Source organism: Hydrogenophaga sp. FG152 (assembly GCF_057809615.1).
In genome coordinates this window covers 109,470-126,447 of the sequence record NZ_JBMDKH010000007.1, presented here as the reverse complement: position 1 = coordinate 126,447, position 16,978 = coordinate 109,470, and the positions used below count along the sequence as shown (strand labels likewise).

Here is a 16,978-nt window from a genome sequence, read left to right as displayed (position 1 = left end):
ATACCAAAACTCAAATTGACAAGAGCCTTGTAAAGAGCAAACCGCGGAACTCATCGAGGAACAGCACGCCCTGGTGCGCCATGGAGATCTCGCCCGGCCGGGGCGGCGAACCCCCGCCCACCAGGGCCACGGCGCTGGCGCTGTGGTGGGGCGCGCAGGTGGGGCGCTGGCCCCAGCGCTCCAGGCTGAAGCGCCCGGTCAGCGAGGCCACGGCGGCGGACTCCAGCGCCTCCAGCGTGCCCATGGGCGGCAGCAGGCCGGCAAAACGCTGGGCCAGCATCGACTTGCCCGAACCCGGCGGGCCGACCAGCAACAGGCTGTGGCCGCCGGCCGCGGCGATCTCCAGCGCGCGCTTGGCGGCCACCTGGCCCTTGACGTCGATCAGGTCGGGGTAGCGGGGCAGGGCGGCGCGCGCGGTGGGCGCCAGGCGGGCCCAGCCGGCCTCCTCGGGTGGCGGCGGTGGCGCCGTGTCGGCTTCGCGCTCGGGCAGGAAGCGCGCGACCACATCGAGCAGGTGGCGTGCGCGGTAGACCTGCGCCTGCGGCACCAGCGCCGCTTCTTCCGCGCTGCCTGGCGGCAGCACCAGGCGGGTCGGGCGCTCGGTGTCCTGCCGGTGCACGGCCAGGCTCATGGCCAGCGCGCCGCGCACCGGCCGCAGCTCACCACCGAGCGAGAGCTCGCCCGCGAACTCCCAGCCGGCCAGCCGCGCCGCGTCGATCTGTCCGCTGGCGGCGAGGATGCCCAGGGCGATGGGCAGGTCGAAGCGCCCGGAGTCCTTGGGCAGGTCGGCCGGCGCCAGGTTCACGGTGATGCGCTTGTTCGACGGGAACTCCAGCCCCGCGTTCGCGATGGCCGAGCGCACGCGTTCGCGCGCCTCTTTCACGCCAGTGTCGGCCAGGCCGACCAGCGTGAAACTGGGCAGGCCGTTGGCGAGGTGGACTTCGACACAGACCGGACGGGCTTCCAGGCCGAGCAGCGCCCGGCTGTGCACCAATGACAGACTCATGTGGGGTTTCTCCCTGTTTCGGTGCGCGCCCAAGCCGCCAACTGGGGCGAAAAGCGCACGGTGGACCGCACCCAATTGGTGCGCACAGCTTTGGTGTGGCTGTGGGCGATCGGGGCGGCACTGGCGCCTGAAAAATCCGGGCGCGTGGCCCAACTGTAGGTGGCCGCCAGGACCCGAACCCGGGGGGGTACGCGGGCGGGGCTGTTGGCACGGTCCGTGCTTGGGGGTGTAAGCGATTGAATCCGGGCCGTGGAGTTCCATGGTCCCTCCGCAAACCGCGGTGTCGGCCCTCCGGTCTGAGCACCCTTCCGTTCTAGAAGAGGAATCACAGCATGAAAATGGTTTCAGCCATCATCAAGCCGTTCAAGCTGGACGAAGTGCGCGAAGCACTTTCCGGCATGGGCGTGCAAGGCATCACCGTCACCGAAGTCAAGGGCTTCGGCCGCCAGAAGGGCCACACCGAGCTGTACCGCGGCGCGGAGTACGTGGTCGACTTCCTGCCCAAGGTCAAGATCGAGGCCGCCGTGTCCGACGAGCTCGTCGAGCGCGTGATCGAAGCCATCGAAGGTGCGGCGCGCACCGGCAAGATCGGCGACGGCAAGATTTTCGTCACTTCCCTGGAACAGGTGGTGCGCATCCGGACCGGCGAGACCGGCAAGGAAGCGCTCTGATCGCCGCCCCCTGAACAAGAAAGATCACGGACATGAAAAAACTCATTGCAACCCTGTTCCTGGGCATGGGCCTGGCCTTTGGCGGTCTGAACGCCATGGCGCAGACCGCCGCGCCTGCTGAAGCCCCTGCGGCGGCCGCCCCCGCCGAAGCCGCACCGGCTGCCGCTCCTGCGCCGGCCGAAGCAGCGCCTGCCGCTGCCGCAGAGGCCGCACCGGCCGCCGCCGCGCCCGCGCTCGACACCGGCGACACCGCCTGGATGCTGACCTCCACCATGCTGGTCATCCTGATGACCATCCCGGGCCTGGCCCTGTTCTACGGCGGCCTGGCCCGTTCGAAGAACATGCTGTCGGTGCTGATGCATGTGTTCGTCATCTTCTCGCTGATCACCATCCTCTGGTGCGTCTACGGCTACAGCCTGACCTTCGTGGGCGAAGGCAAGTTCGTGGGCGGCTTCGACAAGGTCTTCCTCAAGGGCATCACGGCCGACACGCTCTCGGGCCTGCTGCCGACGATTCCCGAGTTCGTCTTCGTGGCCTTCCAGTCGACTTTCGCGGCCATCACCTGCGCGCTGATCGTGGGCTCGTTCGCCGAGCGCATCAAGTTCTCGGCCGTGCTGCTGTTCTCCGTGATCTGGTTCACCTTCAGCTACATCCCGATGGCCCACATGGTCTGGGGCGGTGGTCTGCTGGGCGCCGACGGCGCGCTGGACTTCGCCGGCGGCACCGTGGTGCACATCAACGCCGGTATCGCCGGTCTGGTGGGTGCCTACGTGGTGGGCAAGCGCATCGGCTACGGCAAGGAAGCGCTCACCCCGCACAGCCTGACGCTGACCATGGTCGGTGCCTCGCTGCTGTGGGTCGGCTGGTTCGGCTTCAACGCCGGCTCGGCAGGTGCCGCCAACGGCGTGGCTGGTCTGGCCTTCATCAACACCATCCTCGCCACCGGCGCGGCCACGCTGTCCTGGATCGCGGGCGAAGCGCTGCACAAGGGCAAGGGCTCCATGCTGGGTGCCGCTTCGGGTGCCGTGGCCGGCCTGGTGGCGGTCACGCCCGCCGCTGGCTTCATCGGCCCGATGGGCTCCATCGCCCTCGGCCTGATCGCGGGTCTGGTCTGCCTGTGGGGTGTGGGTGGTCTCAAGAAGATGCTGGGTGCCGACGACGCGTTCGACGTGTTCGGCGTGCACGGTGTCGGCGGTATCGTCGGCGCCATCCTGACCGCCGTCTTCGCCGCCTCCAGCCTGGGTGGCGTCAAGGCCGACGACTACGCCATCGGCGCCCAGCTGTGGGTGCAGGTCAAGAGCGTGCTCGTGACCATCGTATGGTCCGGCGTGGTCTCGTTTGTCGCCTACAAGATCGTCGACATGATGGTCGGTCTGCGCGTCAGCGAAGAAGCCGAACGCGAAGGTCTGGACATCACCTCGCACGGCGAGACGGCCTACAACCGCTGATCCCGAATCTCCTTTGGATGTTGAACCCGCGTTGCCTCAGGGCACGCGGGTTTTTTTTCGACATGAGAACTTTCGTATGATGCGCGCCCGGGACTCACCCATCCAAGGAGGACACCATGTTCAGGAACCCGTTGCGCCTGGGCGCCGTCGCCCTGGTGGCCGCTCTGGCGGCCGCCACGCTTCACGCCGCCGAGAGCTCGGCGCGCAAGCTGCCATCCAAGGTCACCTTCCACAAGTCCACCTCGGAGGAAGCGCCGGCCGCTCGCGAGAAGCGGCTTCTGCGCGAATGCAAGGGCCGGCCCAATGCCGGCATGTGCGCGGGCTACACAAGGTAAGCCCGGGCCGCGATTGCATCGCGGCGTGCAGAAAATTCAAAGCCAGCGAGTGGCTGCGCGACTACCATCGGCGCCATGTCTTTCCCGCCCCACGAGATCCCCGGCGAACTGATTGACCGGGTCCGCGCCGCTGCGGCCACGCGTTCGCCCTTGCACATCGCCGGCGGCCGCACGAAGGCCTTCTACGGCGAGCCGGGCGCGGATGAATTGCTGCCCACCACCGGCTGGTCGGGCATCGTCAGCTACGAGCCGACCGAGCTGGTGGTGACGGTGCGCGCGGGCACGCCGCTGGCCGAACTGGAGGCGGTGCTGGCCGAGCGCGGCCAGTGTTTCCCGTTCGAGCCACCGCACTTCGGCCCTGGCGGCACGGTGGGCGGCATGGTGGCCGCCGGCCTGGCCGGCCCGGCGCGCGCCAGCGCCGGCGCGGTGCGCGACTACGTGCTCGGCGCGCGCTTCATCAACGGGCGCGGCGAGCTGCTCACCTTCGGTGGCCAGGTCATGAAGAACGTGGCCGGCTACGACGTGAGCCGCGTGCTCGCCGGCTCCCTGGGCACGCTGGGCGTGATCACCGAAGTCAGCCTCAAGGTGCTGCCGGTGGCGCCGGCCGAGGCCACGCTCTTGTTTCCACTCGGCCAGCACGAGGCGCTGGAGCAAGTGCACCGCTGGGGCGGCCAGCCGCTGCCGGTCAATGCCAGCCGCTGGGCTGCGGACCGCCTCACCGTGCGCCTGCGCGGTGCCGTCGCGGCGGTGGAGGCCGCCTGCGAGCGCCTGGCGCTCGAGGCCGGCGGCACCCGCGTGGACCCCACGCAGGCCGGCCGCGACTGGGCCGACACCCGCGACCAGCGCCTGCCGTTCTTCGATGCACCGGCGGCCGACCTGGGCCTGTGGCGCTTGTCGGTGCCGCAGACCGCGCCGGTGCTGGACCTGCCCTGGGCGCCGCTGATCGAATGGCAGGGCGCGCAGCGCTGGCTGTGGGCACCCGCTGGCGCGGCCGGCCAGATCCGGGCGGCCACCGCGGCCGTGAACGGCCACGCCACGCTGTTCCGCGCCGGGGCCGACGGCGCGCCCGGCGTGCCGCGCTTCCACCCGGCGGCCACGGCGATCCAGACCATCACGCAACGCCTGCGCGCCGAGTTCGACCCGGCGGGCATCTTCACCCCGGGCCGCATGGGCTGACGGGAACCGAGCCATGCAAACCCAGCTCTCTCCCGAATACCAGCAGCGCGCCGACGGCCGCGCGGCCGAGGCCATCCTGCGCAAGTGCGTGCACTGCGGCTTCTGCACCGCCACCTGTCCCACCTACCAGTTGCTCGGCGACGAACTCGACGGCCCACGCGGGCGCATCTACCTGATGAAGCAGGTGCTCGAAGGCGCCGAGCCCACGCGCAAGACCCAGCTGCACCTGGACCGCTGCCTCACCTGCCGCAACTGCGAAAGCACCTGCCCGAGCGGGGTGGACTACGGCCATCTGGTCGACATCGGCCGCCAGATCGTGGATGAGAAAGTGCCGCGCCCGGTGGGTGAAAAGGCCGTGCGCTGGCTGCTCAAGGAGGGCCTGACCTCGCCGCTGTTCGCGCCGGCCATGAAGCTCGGCCAGATGGTGCGGCCGCTGCTGCCCAGCCTGCTGAAGGACAAGGTGCCCGCGCCGCGCGCGGCCGGTGCCTTGCCCACGCGCACGCACGCGCGCCGCGTGCTCTTGCTCGCGGGCTGCGTGCAGCCGGCGATGCTGCCGAGCATCCACGCCGCCACGTTGCGCGTGCTCGATGCGGCCGGCATCCAGGGGGTGGTGGCGACCGAGGCCGGGTGCTGTGGCGCGGTGAAGTTCCACCTGAACGACCAGGACGGCGGGCGTGCCCAGATGCGGGCCAACATCAACGCGTGGTGGCCGCTGATCGAAGGCGGGGTCGAGTCCATCGTGATGAACGCCTCGGGCTGCGGCGTGACGGTGAAGGAGTACGGGCACATTCTTCAGGACGACCCGGCCTACGCCGCCAAGGCCGCGCGCGTGAGCGAACTCACGCGCGATCTGAGCGAGCTGCTGCCCGCGCTGGTGCCGGTGTTGCGGCCCTTGCTGAAGCAGGCGCCGGATGCGGCGCGCGTGGTGGCCTTCCATCCGCCCTGCACGCTGCAGCACGGCCAGCAGCTCAAGGGTGGGGTGGAGCAGCACCTGGGCGCCTTGGGTTTCACGGTGCAGGTGGCGAACAACGAGGCCCACCTGTGCTGCGGTTCGGCCGGCACCTACTCGGTGCTCAACCCCGAGATCGCGCACACCCTGCGCGATCGCAAGCTTGGCCACCTGGATGAGCTGCGGCCGGCGGTGATCGCCAGCGCCAACATCGGCTGCATCACGCACCTGCAGAGCGGCACGGCCACGCCGGTGCGGCACTGGGTCGAGGTGCTTGACGAGGCTTTGGGGTTCTGAGTTTTCCGCTCCACCGCGGTTGGCAAGGTCGGGTGGTCCGGGCAGGAGGGCGCCGGCCGCTCGCGGGTGTCTGCCCGGGTCTGCCGCTACCCTTTCGTCAACACCGGGTGGGCGCGCACCCTCTGTGGCAACCGCGAATGGGGCCAGCGCCCTCCTGCCCGGACCACCCGCCCCACGACAAAAGCAGGCGTGCCAAGCTGGGAGTGCCCACGCTTCTTGCAGGACAGTGGCGGGATCCGAATGCGCAGGCCCCCATTCGCGGTTGCCACAGAGGGTGCGCGCCCACCCGGTGTTGACGAAGGGGCGTTTGCGGACCCGGGCAGACACCCGCGAGCAGGGCCGGAGCAGTCGGATCCCGCCACTGGCCTGACGCGAGGTCTCCGCACGAGCCTCCCCTAAAAGGTATTCAGCGAGGTGCCACCGCCCCAGAGCCGGGTGAGACGCTGCCGCGCTGGCCGATCGCATCCCGATGGCGGCGGCTGCAGGGCACCGTGGAGCCATCGCTCATGGTCCGGCGCGCATCGCCGCTGTCCAGCGGCTCGATCTCGGCGACATGGTCGAGGTTCACCGCGTGGCTGCGGTGCACGCGCACGAAACGCTCCGGGTCCAGCTGCTGCAGGAACTCGGTGAAAGTCGAGCGCAGCAGACAGTCGTGCCCATTGACGTGCAACCCCACATAGTTGCCCTGGGCCTGCACCCACTCGATGTCCGACGCGGCCACCAGGAACTCGCGGCGCAGCTTGCGCACCAGAAAACGCGCCGGACGCGGCGCGGGCAAGGGCGCCGCGTCGGCACCGCCAGGGGCCGGCTCCGGGGCATCGAGCAGCTTCGCCTCGCCGGTGAGCCGCAGCATCAGAAAGCGGTAGCTCATCAGCGCCGCGACGATCAGGGCGTCTTCGGCCTCAGCCCGCGAGCGCGGCCTCGATGTCCTTCGCCAGCTTCTCCGGCGCGTCCTGCGGCGCGTAGCGCTTGAGCACGCGGCCGTCCTTGCCCACGAGGAACTTGGTGAAGTTCCACTTGATGGCCTTGCTGCCCAGCAGGCCCGGGGCCTCGGCCGTGAGCCACTGGTAGAGCGGGTGCGCGTTCGCGCCGTTGACGTCGATCTTGCCCATCATGGGGAAACTCACGCCGTAGTTGAGCTGGCAGAAGCTGGCGATCTCGTCGTTGCTGCCCGGGTCCTGGCCACCGAACTGGTTGCTCGGAAAACCCAGCACCACCAGGCCGCGCGCGCCGTACGCCTGGTGCAGCTTCTCCAGCCCGCCGAACTGCGGCGTGAAACCGCAGGCGCTCGCGGTGTTGACGATCAGCAAAGGCTTGCCTTCGAACTGCCGCAAAGGCACGGGCTTGCCGTCGATGGACTGGGCTTCGAAGTCGTAGATGCTGCTCATGCGGGCTCCTGGGACGGGGGTGGGTGCAGTGTGACGGATTGTGCGCCGCAGCGGAGATGTACGACGAAAGGTGCATTCTCGGGCGCTGGCGTAACGCTTCCCTCTTCCCCCGGCCTGGGCGGTGCGGGCATACTGACCCGCAACATCCAATAACGAATCTGGGGCTGGAGAATGGTGGCTGCATACACGGTGGCGCTGGTGGGGTTCTCCCAGACCGAGTCGTCCACATTCGAATCGTTCTTCCGCCTGGCCTCGCGCCGGCCGCCGGGCTACCTGGTGCAGGACGAGGTCATGGACGCGCAGATCCTGATCGTCAATGCCGACAACGTGCAGGCCGTGGTGCTGGTGCGCGACGCCGAGTTGCCCGGCCGGGTGATGCTGGTGGGCAGCTCCGACGGCGGCACCGGCTGGCCCCTGCAGCGCAAGCCCGTCAAGCTGGTGGCCATGCTGGCCGCGCTCGACGAGATGGTGGGTGCCACCCGGCCCCCGCCCGCGCGGCGCCGTGCGGCCGATGCCGCGAGCGGCGGCGAGCCCTTCCAGCCGTCCCAATTCCAGGGCCTGGATGCGAGCATGCAGCTGGCCAGCGGGCGCGCGATGCCCACGCCCCCGCACCCGCCCCAGGTCGCGCCCGGCGCGGGGGCCGACCGGGGTTTCGCCCTGACCCAGCCCTATGGGGCCTTGCTGCCGCTGCCCGCCATGGCGCCGGCCGCGCGCGTCGGCCGGCGCCGCTCGCCCGACACCGAGTTCCCACCCACGCGACCCCTGGTGCGCGGCGAGGTGGTTGCTGCGCCCGCGCGCGGCAGCACCGTGCCAGCACCCGCGCCGGCCGCACGCCCTGGCGTGATGCGCATGACCGACTTCGGCAGCCTCGAAGACCTGCCCGCGCTGGCCGCGCCCCGCACCCGCTCACCCAAGTCCCGCCTCAGCGCCGACAAGGCCGCGCCCGTGCCCGATGCGCCACTCGGCGACATGCTGCTGGTCGCCGAGAGCCTGGTGGAAGGGCGCATCCTGCTCAAGCGCTTCAAGAAGTACGGCCTGACGGTGGACTGGTCGCGCGAGGGCGCGCAGGCGCTGGTGATGCTCAAGGCCCATGCCTACCGCGTGGTGGCGATCGACCGCCTCAAGGGTGAGCCCGACGCCAACCACATCTGCCGTGCCGCCAAGCAGACCAAGGGCCCGAAGGGCGCACCGGTGGTCATCATGTTCGCGCCCACCGCGGGCAGCATGGACCGCATGAAAGCCGGTCTGGCCGGCAGCGACGCCTACCTCTCCCGTTCCGTGGGCGAGGCCGAGCTCTACAAGGTGCTGGCCAACCACCGCCTGGTCAGTCTGAACGGCTTCGCACCCACCAACGTCGGGTTTTGACGTCGATGAAGTGGGGAGCGTCACGAGAGAAGAAACGCCGTCCAGAACACCGCGGAACCGGCTTTGCCGGGCCGCAGGTGTTGCCCCCTGGGGGGTGACGCACCGCAGGTGCGGCGCGGGGGGATCAACCGTGCAAGTCGTCGCGGCGGGCGATTTCCAGCAGGCGTTCCAGCTCGTGCGGGTGCGTGCGCTGGTTGTGGCGGTGCCACAGCGCGATCAGCGCCATGCAGCCGGCCACCAGCACGCCAAAGGCCGTGATGGCAGCGAACGCCGACCAGCCCATGCCGGTGGAGAAGCTGTAGAGCGCACCCAGGGTCAGGATGCAGGCCTGCTCATTGAAGTTCTGCACCGCGATCGAGCGGCCCGCGCCCATCAGGTTGTGGCCGCGATGCTGCAGCAGCGCGTTCATCGGCACCACCAGGAAGCCGCCCAGGCCGCCGAGCAGCACCAGGAAGGGCGCGGCCACCCAGACGTTGTCGATGAAATTCATCAGGATCACCAGCACCCCCATGGCGATGCCCAGCGGCATCACGCGCGTGGCCTGGTCCAGCCGCATGCGCATCGACGCGACCACCGCGCCCACTGCCGTGCCGATCGCCACCACGCCGACCAGCGAAGAGGCCTGGGTGGTGCCGTAGCCCAGCGCGGCACCGGCCCAGGCCAGCACGATGTAGCGCAGGTTGCCCGAGACGCCCCAGAACAGCGTGGTGGTGGCCAGCGAGATCTGGCCCAGGCGGTCGCGCCACAGTCGGCTGTTGCAGCGCCAGAAATCGGGCAGCAGGGCCAGCGGGTTCGTCGGCATCGGCCGCGGCGTGACGCCGGTGAGCGGGATGCGCGTATTGAACCAGGCGGCCAGCGCGTACACCACCACCAGCGCGGCGATCGCCGCTTCGGCTGCGTGGTGGATGCCGGGGAGGTCGACGGCCAGCAGCCGGGACGAAATCCAGGGGCTCACCAACTGGCCGCCAAGCAGCACGCCCAGGATGATGGAGGCGATCGTGAGGCCCTCGATCCAGCCGTTGGCCTTGACCAGCTGCGAAGGCGGCAGCAGCTCGGTGAGGATGCCGTACTTCGCCGGCGAGTAGGCCGCCGCGCCCAGGCCCACCAGGGTGTAGGCCAGCAGCGGGTGGACGCCCACCAGCATCAGCAGGCAGCCCGCCACCTTGATGGCGTTGCTGATGAACATGACCTGGCCCTTGGGCCTGGCGTCGGCGAAGGCGCCCACGAAGGGCGCGAGCACCACATAGAACAGCGCGAAGAGCGGCACCAGGGCGGCGCTCTGCCACTCGGGGGCGCCACGCGTGCGAAGCAGTTCGATCGCGGCCACGAACAGCGCGTTGTCCGCCAGCGAGCTGAAGAACTGCGCCGTCATGATGGTGTAGAAGCCGCGCTTCATGGAGATGATTTTGTGTGCCGGGGCGCTTCAGCCAGGGGGAGCTGAGCCGATGCACCGGCCTTTTTTGTGCGACAGTTGACGGGTCTCCAGACGATGCCGGGTTATAGCACGCCACCCTGAAAATACCGGGGCGGGTTCCCCCCGGTGTCGATCCGACGGCCCGTCCCGCGACTTCCCGCACGTTCCCCCGACGCCTCCCGCCGCCCGTCATGCCCCGTCCCATTCTTGCCACCGTCCATGCCGACGCCCTGCAACACAACCTGGCGCGCGCGCGCCACTTCGCGCCCGACGCCCGCGTGTGGGCGGTGGTCAAGGCCAATGCGTACGGCCATGGCATCGAGCGCTGCTTCGACGCGCTGCGCAGCGCCGACGGTTTTGCCCTGCTGGACCTGGCCGAGGCCGAGCGCCTGCGCGCGCTGGACTGGCGCGGCCCCATCCATTTGCTCGAAGGCGTGTTCGAGCCGCGCGACCTGGAGCTGTGCTCGCGCCTGCACCTGTGGCACACGGTGCACTGCACCGAGCAGATCGACTGGCTGGCCGCGCACAAGACGCAGGTGCCGCACCGCATTTTTCTCAAGCTCAACAGCGGAATGAACCGCCTGGGGTTCACGCCCGCGGCCTTCCGCAGCGCCTGGGCGCGGCTCAACGCGCTGCCGCAGGTGGACGAGATCTCGCTCATGACGCACTTCAGCGACGCCGACGGCGTGCGCGGCATCGCGCACCAGGTGGCCGCGTTCGAGGCCGCCACCGCCGACCTGCCCGGCGAGCGCACGCTGTGCAACAGCGCGGCCATCCTGCGCCACGCGAAGCTGGCGCTGCGGGGGGCGCAAAGCCTGTCGGCCGACTGGGTGCGCGAGGGCATTGCGCTGTACGGCAGCGCGCCCGATTTCCCCGAAAAGCGGGTGAGCGACTGGGACCTGCAACCGGCCATGACGTTGTCCAGCCGGGTCATCGGCACGCAGACGCTGCAGGCCGGCGATACCGTGGGCTATGGCTCGACGTTCACGGCCGAGGGGCCGATGCGCATCGGCGTGGTGGCCTGTGGTTACGCGGATGGTTATCCGCGGCACGCGCCCACGGGCACGCCGGTGCTGGTGGATGGGGTGCGCACGCGCCTGATCGGGCGGGTGAGCATGGACATGATCACGGTGGATCTTTCTTCCGTTCCGTCTGCGGGGATCGGGTCGGAGGTGGTGCTGTGGGGGCGGGCCTCGTCGTCTTGCGGCGAGGTGCTGCCGATCGATGAGGTGGCTTCTTCTGCGGGCACCATCAGCTATGAGCTGATGTGCGCGGTGGCGCCCCGCGTGCCGTTCGCCGCGGCCTGATCAGGGACGCCCGGGCGCGCAGGCCTCGAACCCGTAGCGCTCGCAGAAGGGGCTGCCGAGGATGGGCAGCCATTTCGGGATGTCGTGGAACTCGCGGGCGACTTCGGCCAGCACGGTGTCGTGGAAGGGCTGGTACTTGAAGCCTTGGCCGTCGACCGCGTAGAAGGCGACGCCGTCCACGTCGAAACGCTTGGCGCTCACGCGCTCGAAGTAGGGAGCGAACTCCTCCAGCTTGGGTTCGTCGTAGAGGAACACGCGGATGGGCTGGCCGTCGTAGCGGCGGAAGTCGATGATCTGGTCGTCCTGCCGCGCATGGTGTTTGCCCACGCCGAAGACGGGCACGTATCGCTTGTGGTGGAAGGCGAGCATGGCCGCCGGGTTGTAGGTGCGGCCCATCAGGGTGGCGCCCGCCGGCAGGTCTTTCTCCAGCGCGGCGACCACGGCGGCGGTTTCGCGCAGGAAGACCGCGCGGTCGTGGATCTTGAAGGGCTGCCACCAGGCGAGCGGCGCCCAGGCGATGGCGGCGACCACGAGCAGGTGCGGCACCGAGAGCGCCACGGTCCAGGTCAGGCAACGGCGCAGCGCGCGCGCATCCAGCCGCAGGCCGGCCCAGACCACGAACAGCGGCACGAAGCCCAGCACCCAGTGCAGGCCGATGGTGCGGCGCGTGCTCAGCAGCGCGAACAGGATCAGCGGGAACAGCCACAGCACGGCCAGCGTGCGGCTGGTGGTGGGCGAGACGCCGGAGGCCGTGCCGCGCGCACTCAGCGCGCGCCAGAGCAGCCAGGGCGTGAGCAGGTAGAGCGCCATCGCGAGGTACACGCCGAAGGTCTCGAACGACCAGGCCGAGCCCTCGTTGCGGTTGAACACGTTGAACATCACGTTGGTCCAGCCGTGTGTGGCGTTGAAGGCGATGTTGAGCGCGATCGAGGGCAGGGCGAGCACGAAGATGAGGAACGGGGCCCACCAGCGTTCGCGCCGCCAGCCGAAGCAGTGCGCCGCGTAGGCGAAGCCCAGCAGCGCCGCGAAGTACTTGGAGAGGAAAGCCAGGCCGAGGAAGGCGCCGGCCAGCGCGTACCAGGGCACGCTGGCGCGCTGCGCGCTGGTGTCGGCGCGCAGGTAGCACCAGGCCGAGAGCACCATGAAGAAGATCAGCGGTGTGTCGGTGGTCACCAGCACGAACATCCACGACCAGGGCATCGCCAGGTAGACCGCGCCCGCCAGCCAGGCGCTGGCCTCGCGGTCTTCGGGCAGGAAGCGGCGCAGCAGGTCCACCACGCCGAGCGCGATGACGCTGGTGAGCAGCAGCGTGAAGCTGCGCAGCGCCAGCGGGTGGTCGCTGATCTGGCGCAGCGCCGCGATCAGCCAGCCCACCATCGGAGGGTGGTCGGAGTAGCCCCAGGATGGGAACACGCCCCACTGGTAGAAGAAGGCCTCGTCGCCGGTGATGGGGAAGCCGGCGGCGATGACGAGCTTGAGCAGCAGGGTGGCGGCGAACGCGACCCAGAAGATCTGGCGCGAGGCGTGGGTGGAAAACTCGGAAGCGTGCATGGTCAGGGGGTCAGGCATCCAGGGCGAGCAAGCTCACGCCCACCACGATCAGCGTGCAGCCGGCCACGCGCAGCCACGAGAAGGGCTCACCGAGCCAGAGCACGCCCAGCGCGAGCGTGACCACGAAGCCCAGGCTCACCAGCGGGTAGGCCACGCTCACGTCCAGCCGGGAGAGCACCCACAGCCAGAGCACGGCACTGGCGCCGTAGAGCATCAGGCCGACCCACACCAGCGGGCTGCTGAGCGCCTGCAGGTAGGTGCTGCCGACGTCGGCGGCGGCGCTGGGCGCGCCCATGCCGCGCTTCATGGCGATTTGCGCGGCCGAAGACAGCAGCACGCAGAACAGGGCCAGGCCCAGGGCGATGGATTTCATGAAGGGGTGTCCTGGGTTCAGAAACCGACGGTGGCCACGAAGCCGATGCCGCCCATCACGAGCAGCGTGACCCAGCTGAACGGGTCTTTCAGCGCGAACTGCAGCGGGTCCTCGCCGTGCAGCTCGCGCCGCCCGGTCTTGAGCCAGATGCGCATGATCCACAGCAGCAGCACCGGCGCGGCAGCCCACAGCCAGTCGGCGTGGGCGTAGAGCTTCTGGCTGTTCTGGCTGTCGATGTAGAGCGTGAGCACCAGCACCGCCATGAAGCCGCTGGACATGCCCATGGCGCGCAGCGAGGCCAAGTCGCGCGGCTGGTAGCCCCGGCCCGGCGCGAGTGTGCGCTGGTCATCTTCCAGCTCTTCCAGCTCGGCGCAGCGCTTGACCAGCGCCAGGCTCAGGAACAGGAAGATCGAGATCGCCAGCAGCCAGTTGGACAGGTCCACGCCGGAGGCCACCGCGCCCGCGCCGATGCGCAGCGTGTACAGGCCCGAGAGCACCAGCACGTCGATGAGGGCCAGCCGCTTGAGGTACATCGAGTACGCGAGCGTGGTCACGGTGTAGGCCAGCAGCATGACGGCAAAGCCGATCGAGACCGCGAAAGCCAGCACGAAGGCCAGCGCCAGCATGGCCGCACCCAGCCCCACGGCCGTGGTGATGCCGATCGCCCCCGAGGCCAGCGGGCGGTGGCGCTTGATGCGGTGCGCACGGTCGTTGGGCAGGTCCAGCAGGTCGTTGACCAGGTAGGTCGCCGAGGCGCACAGGCCGAAGGCGAGGAAGGCGAGCAACACCGCGCCCCAGAGCGCCGGGTCCAGCGAGTGCGCGGCCAGCAGGGGGATGAACAGCAGGCCGTTCTTGGACCATTGCTTGAGCCGGATCGCGCGCAGCACGGTTTTCAGGCGCAGGGGCTCGCGCTCGAACACGCGGGCCTGCGGGTGCGTGCGCTGCAGCGAGGCCACCACGCCGCTGGAGGCGTTCACCGCCACTGCCTCGGCGCTGCCGGCCCACACGTCGAGGTCGTCGCGGCTGTTGCCGGCATAGGCCCAGCTGCCGTGCCCCTGGGCGCGGGCGTGGGCGTCGATCGCCGCGCGCTTGTTGCCGCGGCTGAGGTTGATGCCGTCGGCCTGCGCGTTGGTGCCCAGGCTGTCGTCGAACACGGCCAGGTGCGAGGCCACGTCCTGCACGATGCGCGCGTCGGCCGCGCTGGCGAGCACCAGGGGCCGGCCGCGCGCGTGTTCGTCGCGCAGGTACTGAACGAAGGGCTCGTTGTAGGGCAGGCGCGCGGGGTCGGGCCGCACCGCGCTGGCCAGCCGCTGCTTGAAGCCGGCCTTGCCCAGCGGGAGCCAGGTGAGCATGCGCAGCAGGTTCAGCGGGTTGGCGCGCACGAACAACATGGCCGATTCGTGCAGGGTGTCGCTGCGCGTGAGCGTGCCGTCCAGGTCCACATAGAGCGGGCAGGCATCGGTCGGCGCGGGGGTGGTGTTGGGCGTCAAGGTGTGCGTCCAGGGAAGTGTGGGCCGATTTTAGGGGTCGGTCCTCACTTCCCTCGTGACGCGCCGGCCCGTTTCTCCCCGGTCCGTGCATTGCGCACGCTGCTGTGGTTTCGGCGCGCCGCGCCCCGGGGGCTCAGCCCCTGGCGGGTCGCGGTGGCAGCTTCAGGCGGCCGGCCACCCAGTGCAGCGCGATCGCCGGCACCAGCAGGCACAACAGGCCCAGCGCCCAGGCGATCCACACCAGGGGCGTGACCCAGGCCATCAGGCCACTGCCGGATGGCAGAACCTGGCCCAGCCACTGCACCAGGCCCAGCCACGCGCCCTGCATGGCCTTCACCCAGGCCGGATCGACCCACAGCGCCAGCCACTCGGGCACCGGCCATTGGCCCGCGGCGGTGGCCAGGTCGGTCGCCTGGCCTGTGCCCACCAGGGTCAGCAGCCATTCGGTGATCTGCACCGAGGCAGCGGCCAGGCCGGTCCAGCACAGGGCCAGCAGGCCGAACACCCCCCAGATGAGCGGCTTCATGACAGGGCCCCCACCGACCAGGCGACCCGGCGGGTCGCCAGTGGCTGCCGCCAGGCCCGGGTGAAGGTGTCCAGCAGGGCGGCTTCGCCATCGGCCTCGTGGCCGTCGGCCTGCACGATGGCCTGGCACAGGTCCACCACCAGGTCGCGCAAGGCGGGGTCGCGCACCTCGTCCAGCAGCTGCTGGCGCAGGGCGCCGTCCATGTCGGCCGAGCCGCTCCAGCGGCCCTGGGCGGCGGCCAGCAGGTCTTCGCAGAAGTGGTCGAGCACGGTCTTGAGGGCGCTGGCGCTCAGGCCCAGCCGGCGCGAGGCCCGGATGCGGTCGAGCGCGCGGATCTCGGTCAACGAGTAGTTGCCGTCGGCCACCAGGGCCATGGCCAGCAGGCGCGCGGCCGCCTGCGGGCTGTTGGTGGGATAGGTGCGCATGGGCGTCGATGTCCTTGGAGGGGAAAGCCTCGACGATACGCAGTTTTGAACTTCGCAAAAAGCAGCAAATCAGAGAACCAATATCCTAAAAATACGAAGCGTGGACCCGCAACTCAACTACAAGCACCTGTATTACTTCTGGGTCACGGCCAAGGAGGGCGGCATGTCGCACGCGGCGGCCCGCCTGGGCATGGCGGTGCAGACCGTGAGCGCGCAGGTGCGCCAGCTGGAGCAATCGCTCGGCCACGCGCTGTTCAAGCCGGCCGGGCGCGGCCTGGCGCTCACCGAGGCCGGGCAGACCGCGCTGGCGCTGGCCGAGCAGATCTTCTCGCTCGGCGAACAGCTGCGCGGCGCGGTGAGCGATGCCGCCAGCCAGCAGCGGGTGCGCCTGGTGGTGGGCATTTCCGACGGCCTTCCCAAACTGGCGGCGCGCGAGCTGCTCGCGCCGGTGCTGACGGAGGCGAACCTGCGCCTGCTCTGTCACGAGGACAGCTTCGACGACCTGCTGGCCGCGCTCGCGCTGCACCGGCTCGACGTGGTGCTGTCCGACCGGCCCGCGCCGGCCAACCCCAACCTCAAGCTGTACAGCCACGCGCTGGGCGCGTCGCCCCTGGGCTGGTACGCGCCCCCGGCCCTGCTGGCCCAGGCGCAGAGTGACTTTCCGCGCGGCCTGTCGCAGGTGCCGGTGCTGCTGCCCACGGCGCAGTCCTCGGTGCGCCTGCGCATCGACCAGTGGTTCGAGCGCCAGCGGGTGGCGCCGCGCGTGGTGGGCGAGTTCGAGGACAGCGCCCTGTTGGCCACCTTCGGCGCCTCGGGCATGGGCGTGCTGCCGGCCGCCGAGCGCATGCGCGAGCAGCTCGCGCAGGCCTATGGCCTGGCCTGGGTCGCGCCCTGCGACGGGGTGCAGGAGCATTTCTATGCGATCGGCACCGCGAGAAAGGTGCAGCACCCGCTGGTGCAGCGCCTGCTCAGCGCGGCGACCGCCTGAGCCGCCTCCCCGGAACAGGCCACCAGAGGGTTCAGGCGCGGTGGCGCCAGGGCATGTCAGCGCGCGGCCGGGGCCGTGTTGGCGGCACAGACGAAGACGCATCCGGGTGGTGTGCGACCGACGAAGCGGCCGTCGGGGCACTGCAGCACATCCTGCGTGCACATGATGGGTGAGCGCTCGCTCGCGGGCGGTGTGGGCGTGGTGGTGGAGCAGGCGGCCAGCCACGGCAGCAGCGTGGCCATGCAGAGCGCGAGTTTTTGGTTCATGGG

16 protein-coding genes and 2 pseudogenes are annotated in these 16,978 nt (G+C 69.9%); 8 read left to right on the top strand and 10 right to left on the bottom strand.

The genetic code is table 11. The annotated features are described in order from the left end of the window. Positions 1-46 precede the first annotated feature (46 nt). Positions 47-1,006 (bottom strand): annotated as a pseudogene (locus ACODTB_RS10600) (YifB family Mg chelatase-like AAA ATPase); the annotation flags it as partial. A 332-nt stretch (positions 1,007-1,338) separates the two neighbouring features. On the opposite strand from ACODTB_RS10600, the gene ACODTB_RS10595 reads away from it, so the two are divergent. From ACODTB_RS10595 to glcF, 5 genes are all read left to right on the top strand, one after another. Then, positions 1,339-1,677, top strand: a complete 339-nt coding sequence (locus tag ACODTB_RS10595; protein WP_291124926.1) for a P-II family nitrogen regulator — start codon at positions 1,339-1,341, stop codon at positions 1,675-1,677. A 32-nt stretch (positions 1,678-1,709) separates the two neighbouring features. Continuing rightward, positions 1,710-3,125 (top strand): ammonium transporter, encoded by a 1,416-nt coding sequence (amt, locus tag ACODTB_RS10590; RefSeq protein WP_291121886.1) that lies wholly within the window; start codon positions 1,710-1,712, stop codon positions 3,123-3,125. A gap of 116 nt (positions 3,126-3,241) precedes the next feature. Then, positions 3,242-3,460, top strand: coding sequence for a hypothetical protein (locus tag ACODTB_RS10585; protein WP_291121887.1), 219 nt, complete (start codon positions 3,242-3,244; stop codon positions 3,458-3,460). Between the two features lie 75 nt (positions 3,461-3,535). Next, positions 3,536-4,636 (top strand): glycolate oxidase subunit GlcE, encoded by a 1,101-nt coding sequence (gene glcE, locus ACODTB_RS10580; protein WP_291121888.1) that lies wholly within the window; start codon positions 3,536-3,538, stop codon positions 4,634-4,636. A gap of 13 nt (positions 4,637-4,649) precedes the next feature. After that, the gene (gene glcF, locus ACODTB_RS10575; protein ID WP_488929297.1) at positions 4,650-5,882 is read left to right on the top strand and encodes a glycolate oxidase subunit GlcF; all 1,233 of its coding nucleotides are present in this window, start codon (positions 4,650-4,652) and stop codon (positions 5,880-5,882) included. Between the two features lie 406 nt (positions 5,883-6,288). Here the strand turns inward: glcF and ACODTB_RS10570 are convergent. Together ACODTB_RS10570 and ACODTB_RS10565 are read right to left on the bottom strand one after the other, a co-directional pair. Beyond that, positions 6,289-6,771 (bottom strand): annotated as a pseudogene (locus ACODTB_RS10570) (LytTR family DNA-binding domain-containing protein); the annotation flags it as partial. Between the two features lie 13 nt (positions 6,772-6,784). Next, positions 6,785-7,270 (bottom strand): glutathione peroxidase, encoded by a 486-nt coding sequence (locus ACODTB_RS10565; RefSeq protein ID WP_382163347.1) that lies wholly within the window; start codon positions 7,268-7,270, stop codon positions 6,785-6,787. A 171-nt stretch (positions 7,271-7,441) separates the two neighbouring features. On the opposite strand from ACODTB_RS10565, the gene ACODTB_RS10560 reads away from it, so the two are divergent. Next, a complete protein-coding gene (locus tag ACODTB_RS10560) occupies positions 7,442-8,635 on the top strand; it encodes a response regulator transcription factor (RefSeq protein WP_488929296.1) in 1,194 nt (397 codons plus the stop codon). A gap of 124 nt (positions 8,636-8,759) precedes the next feature. Here ACODTB_RS10560 and lplT read toward each other — a convergent pair whose 3' ends face one another. Beyond that, on the bottom strand, positions 8,760-10,031 hold the full coding sequence (gene lplT / locus ACODTB_RS10555; RefSeq protein WP_488929295.1) for a lysophospholipid transporter LplT: 1,272 nt from the start codon (positions 10,029-10,031) through the stop codon (positions 8,760-8,762). A gap of 209 nt (positions 10,032-10,240) precedes the next feature. On the opposite strand from lplT, the gene alr reads away from it, so the two are divergent. Next, positions 10,241-11,356, top strand: coding sequence for an alanine racemase (gene alr / locus ACODTB_RS10550; protein ID WP_488929294.1), 1,116 nt, complete (start codon positions 10,241-10,243; stop codon positions 11,354-11,356). On the opposite strand, the gene ACODTB_RS10545 is transcribed toward alr, so the two are convergent. The 5 genes from ACODTB_RS10545 to ACODTB_RS10525 all read right to left on the bottom strand — a co-directional run bounded on the left by ACODTB_RS10545 (position 11,357) and on the right by ACODTB_RS10525 (position 15,721). Then, positions 11,357-12,907 carry a glycosyltransferase family 39 protein gene (locus tag ACODTB_RS10545; protein WP_291121884.1) on the bottom strand — a complete coding sequence of 517 codons (1,551 nt, stop codon included), beginning with the start codon at positions 12,905-12,907 and terminating at the stop codon, positions 11,357-11,359. Positions 12,908-12,917: 10 nt separating this feature from the next. Beyond that, positions 12,918-13,280 (bottom strand): SMR family transporter, encoded by a 363-nt coding sequence (locus ACODTB_RS10540; protein WP_291121883.1) that lies wholly within the window; start codon positions 13,278-13,280, stop codon positions 12,918-12,920. Positions 13,281-13,297: 17 nt separating this feature from the next. Beyond that, positions 13,298-14,770, bottom strand: a complete 1,473-nt coding sequence (locus ACODTB_RS10535; protein WP_488929293.1) for a UbiA family prenyltransferase — start codon at positions 14,768-14,770, stop codon at positions 13,298-13,300. Between the two features lie 133 nt (positions 14,771-14,903). Next, positions 14,904-15,296, bottom strand: a complete 393-nt coding sequence (locus tag ACODTB_RS10530; RefSeq protein WP_488929292.1) for a hypothetical protein — start codon at positions 15,294-15,296, stop codon at positions 14,904-14,906. After that, positions 15,293-15,721: a tellurite resistance TerB family protein gene (locus tag ACODTB_RS10525; RefSeq protein WP_488929291.1), complete on the bottom strand. Its 429-nt coding sequence runs from the start codon at positions 15,719-15,721 to the stop codon at positions 15,293-15,295. The genes ACODTB_RS10530 and ACODTB_RS10525 overlap by 4 nt, the downstream gene beginning before the upstream one ends. 100 nt (positions 15,722-15,821) lie before the next feature. On the opposite strand from ACODTB_RS10525, the gene ACODTB_RS10520 reads away from it, so the two are divergent. Further along, entirely contained in the window at positions 15,822-16,709 is an 888-nt protein-coding gene (locus ACODTB_RS10520) for a LysR family transcriptional regulator (RefSeq protein ID WP_291118000.1), read from the top strand. Between the two features lie 56 nt (positions 16,710-16,765). Here ACODTB_RS10520 and ACODTB_RS10515 read toward each other — a convergent pair whose 3' ends face one another. Then, positions 16,766-16,975 (bottom strand): hypothetical protein, encoded by a 210-nt coding sequence (locus tag ACODTB_RS10515; RefSeq protein ID WP_291118003.1) that lies wholly within the window; start codon positions 16,973-16,975, stop codon positions 16,766-16,768. Positions 16,976-16,978: the final 3 nt, after the last annotated feature.

Coding starts and splice junctions, on each gene's coding strand:
- glcF (WP_488929297.1), top strand. CDS start 4,650: ATGCAAACCCAGCTCTCTCCCGAATACCAGCAGCGCGCCGACGGCCGC.
- lplT (WP_488929295.1), bottom strand. CDS start 10,031: ATGAAGCGCGGCTTCTACACCATCATGACGGCGCAGTTCTTCAGCTCG.
- ACODTB_RS10525 (WP_488929291.1), bottom strand. CDS start 15,721: ATGCGCACCTATCCCACCAACAGCCCGCAGGCGGCCGCGCGCCTGCTG.
- ACODTB_RS10565 (WP_382163347.1), bottom strand. CDS start 7,270: ATGAGCAGCATCTACGACTTCGAAGCCCAGTCCATCGACGGCAAGCCC.
- amt (WP_291121886.1), top strand. CDS start 1,710: ATGAAAAAACTCATTGCAACCCTGTTCCTGGGCATGGGCCTGGCCTTT.
- ACODTB_RS10530 (WP_488929292.1), bottom strand. CDS start 15,296: ATGAAGCCGCTCATCTGGGGGGTGTTCGGCCTGCTGGCCCTGTGCTGG.
- ACODTB_RS10540 (WP_291121883.1), bottom strand. CDS start 13,280: ATGAAATCCATCGCCCTGGGCCTGGCCCTGTTCTGCGTGCTGCTGTCT.
- ACODTB_RS10545 (WP_291121884.1), bottom strand. CDS start 12,907: ATGCACGCTTCCGAGTTTTCCACCCACGCCTCGCGCCAGATCTTCTGG.
- ACODTB_RS10515 (WP_291118003.1), bottom strand. CDS start 16,975: ATGAACCAAAAACTCGCGCTCTGCATGGCCACGCTGCTGCCGTGGCTG.
- alr (WP_488929294.1), top strand. CDS start 10,241: ATGCCCCGTCCCATTCTTGCCACCGTCCATGCCGACGCCCTGCAACAC.
- ACODTB_RS10595 (WP_291124926.1), top strand. CDS start 1,339: ATGAAAATGGTTTCAGCCATCATCAAGCCGTTCAAGCTGGACGAAGTG.
- ACODTB_RS10585 (WP_291121887.1), top strand. CDS start 3,242: ATGTTCAGGAACCCGTTGCGCCTGGGCGCCGTCGCCCTGGTGGCCGCT.
- glcE (WP_291121888.1), top strand. CDS start 3,536: ATGTCTTTCCCGCCCCACGAGATCCCCGGCGAACTGATTGACCGGGTC.
- ACODTB_RS10560 (WP_488929296.1), top strand. CDS start 7,442: ATGGTGGCTGCATACACGGTGGCGCTGGTGGGGTTCTCCCAGACCGAG.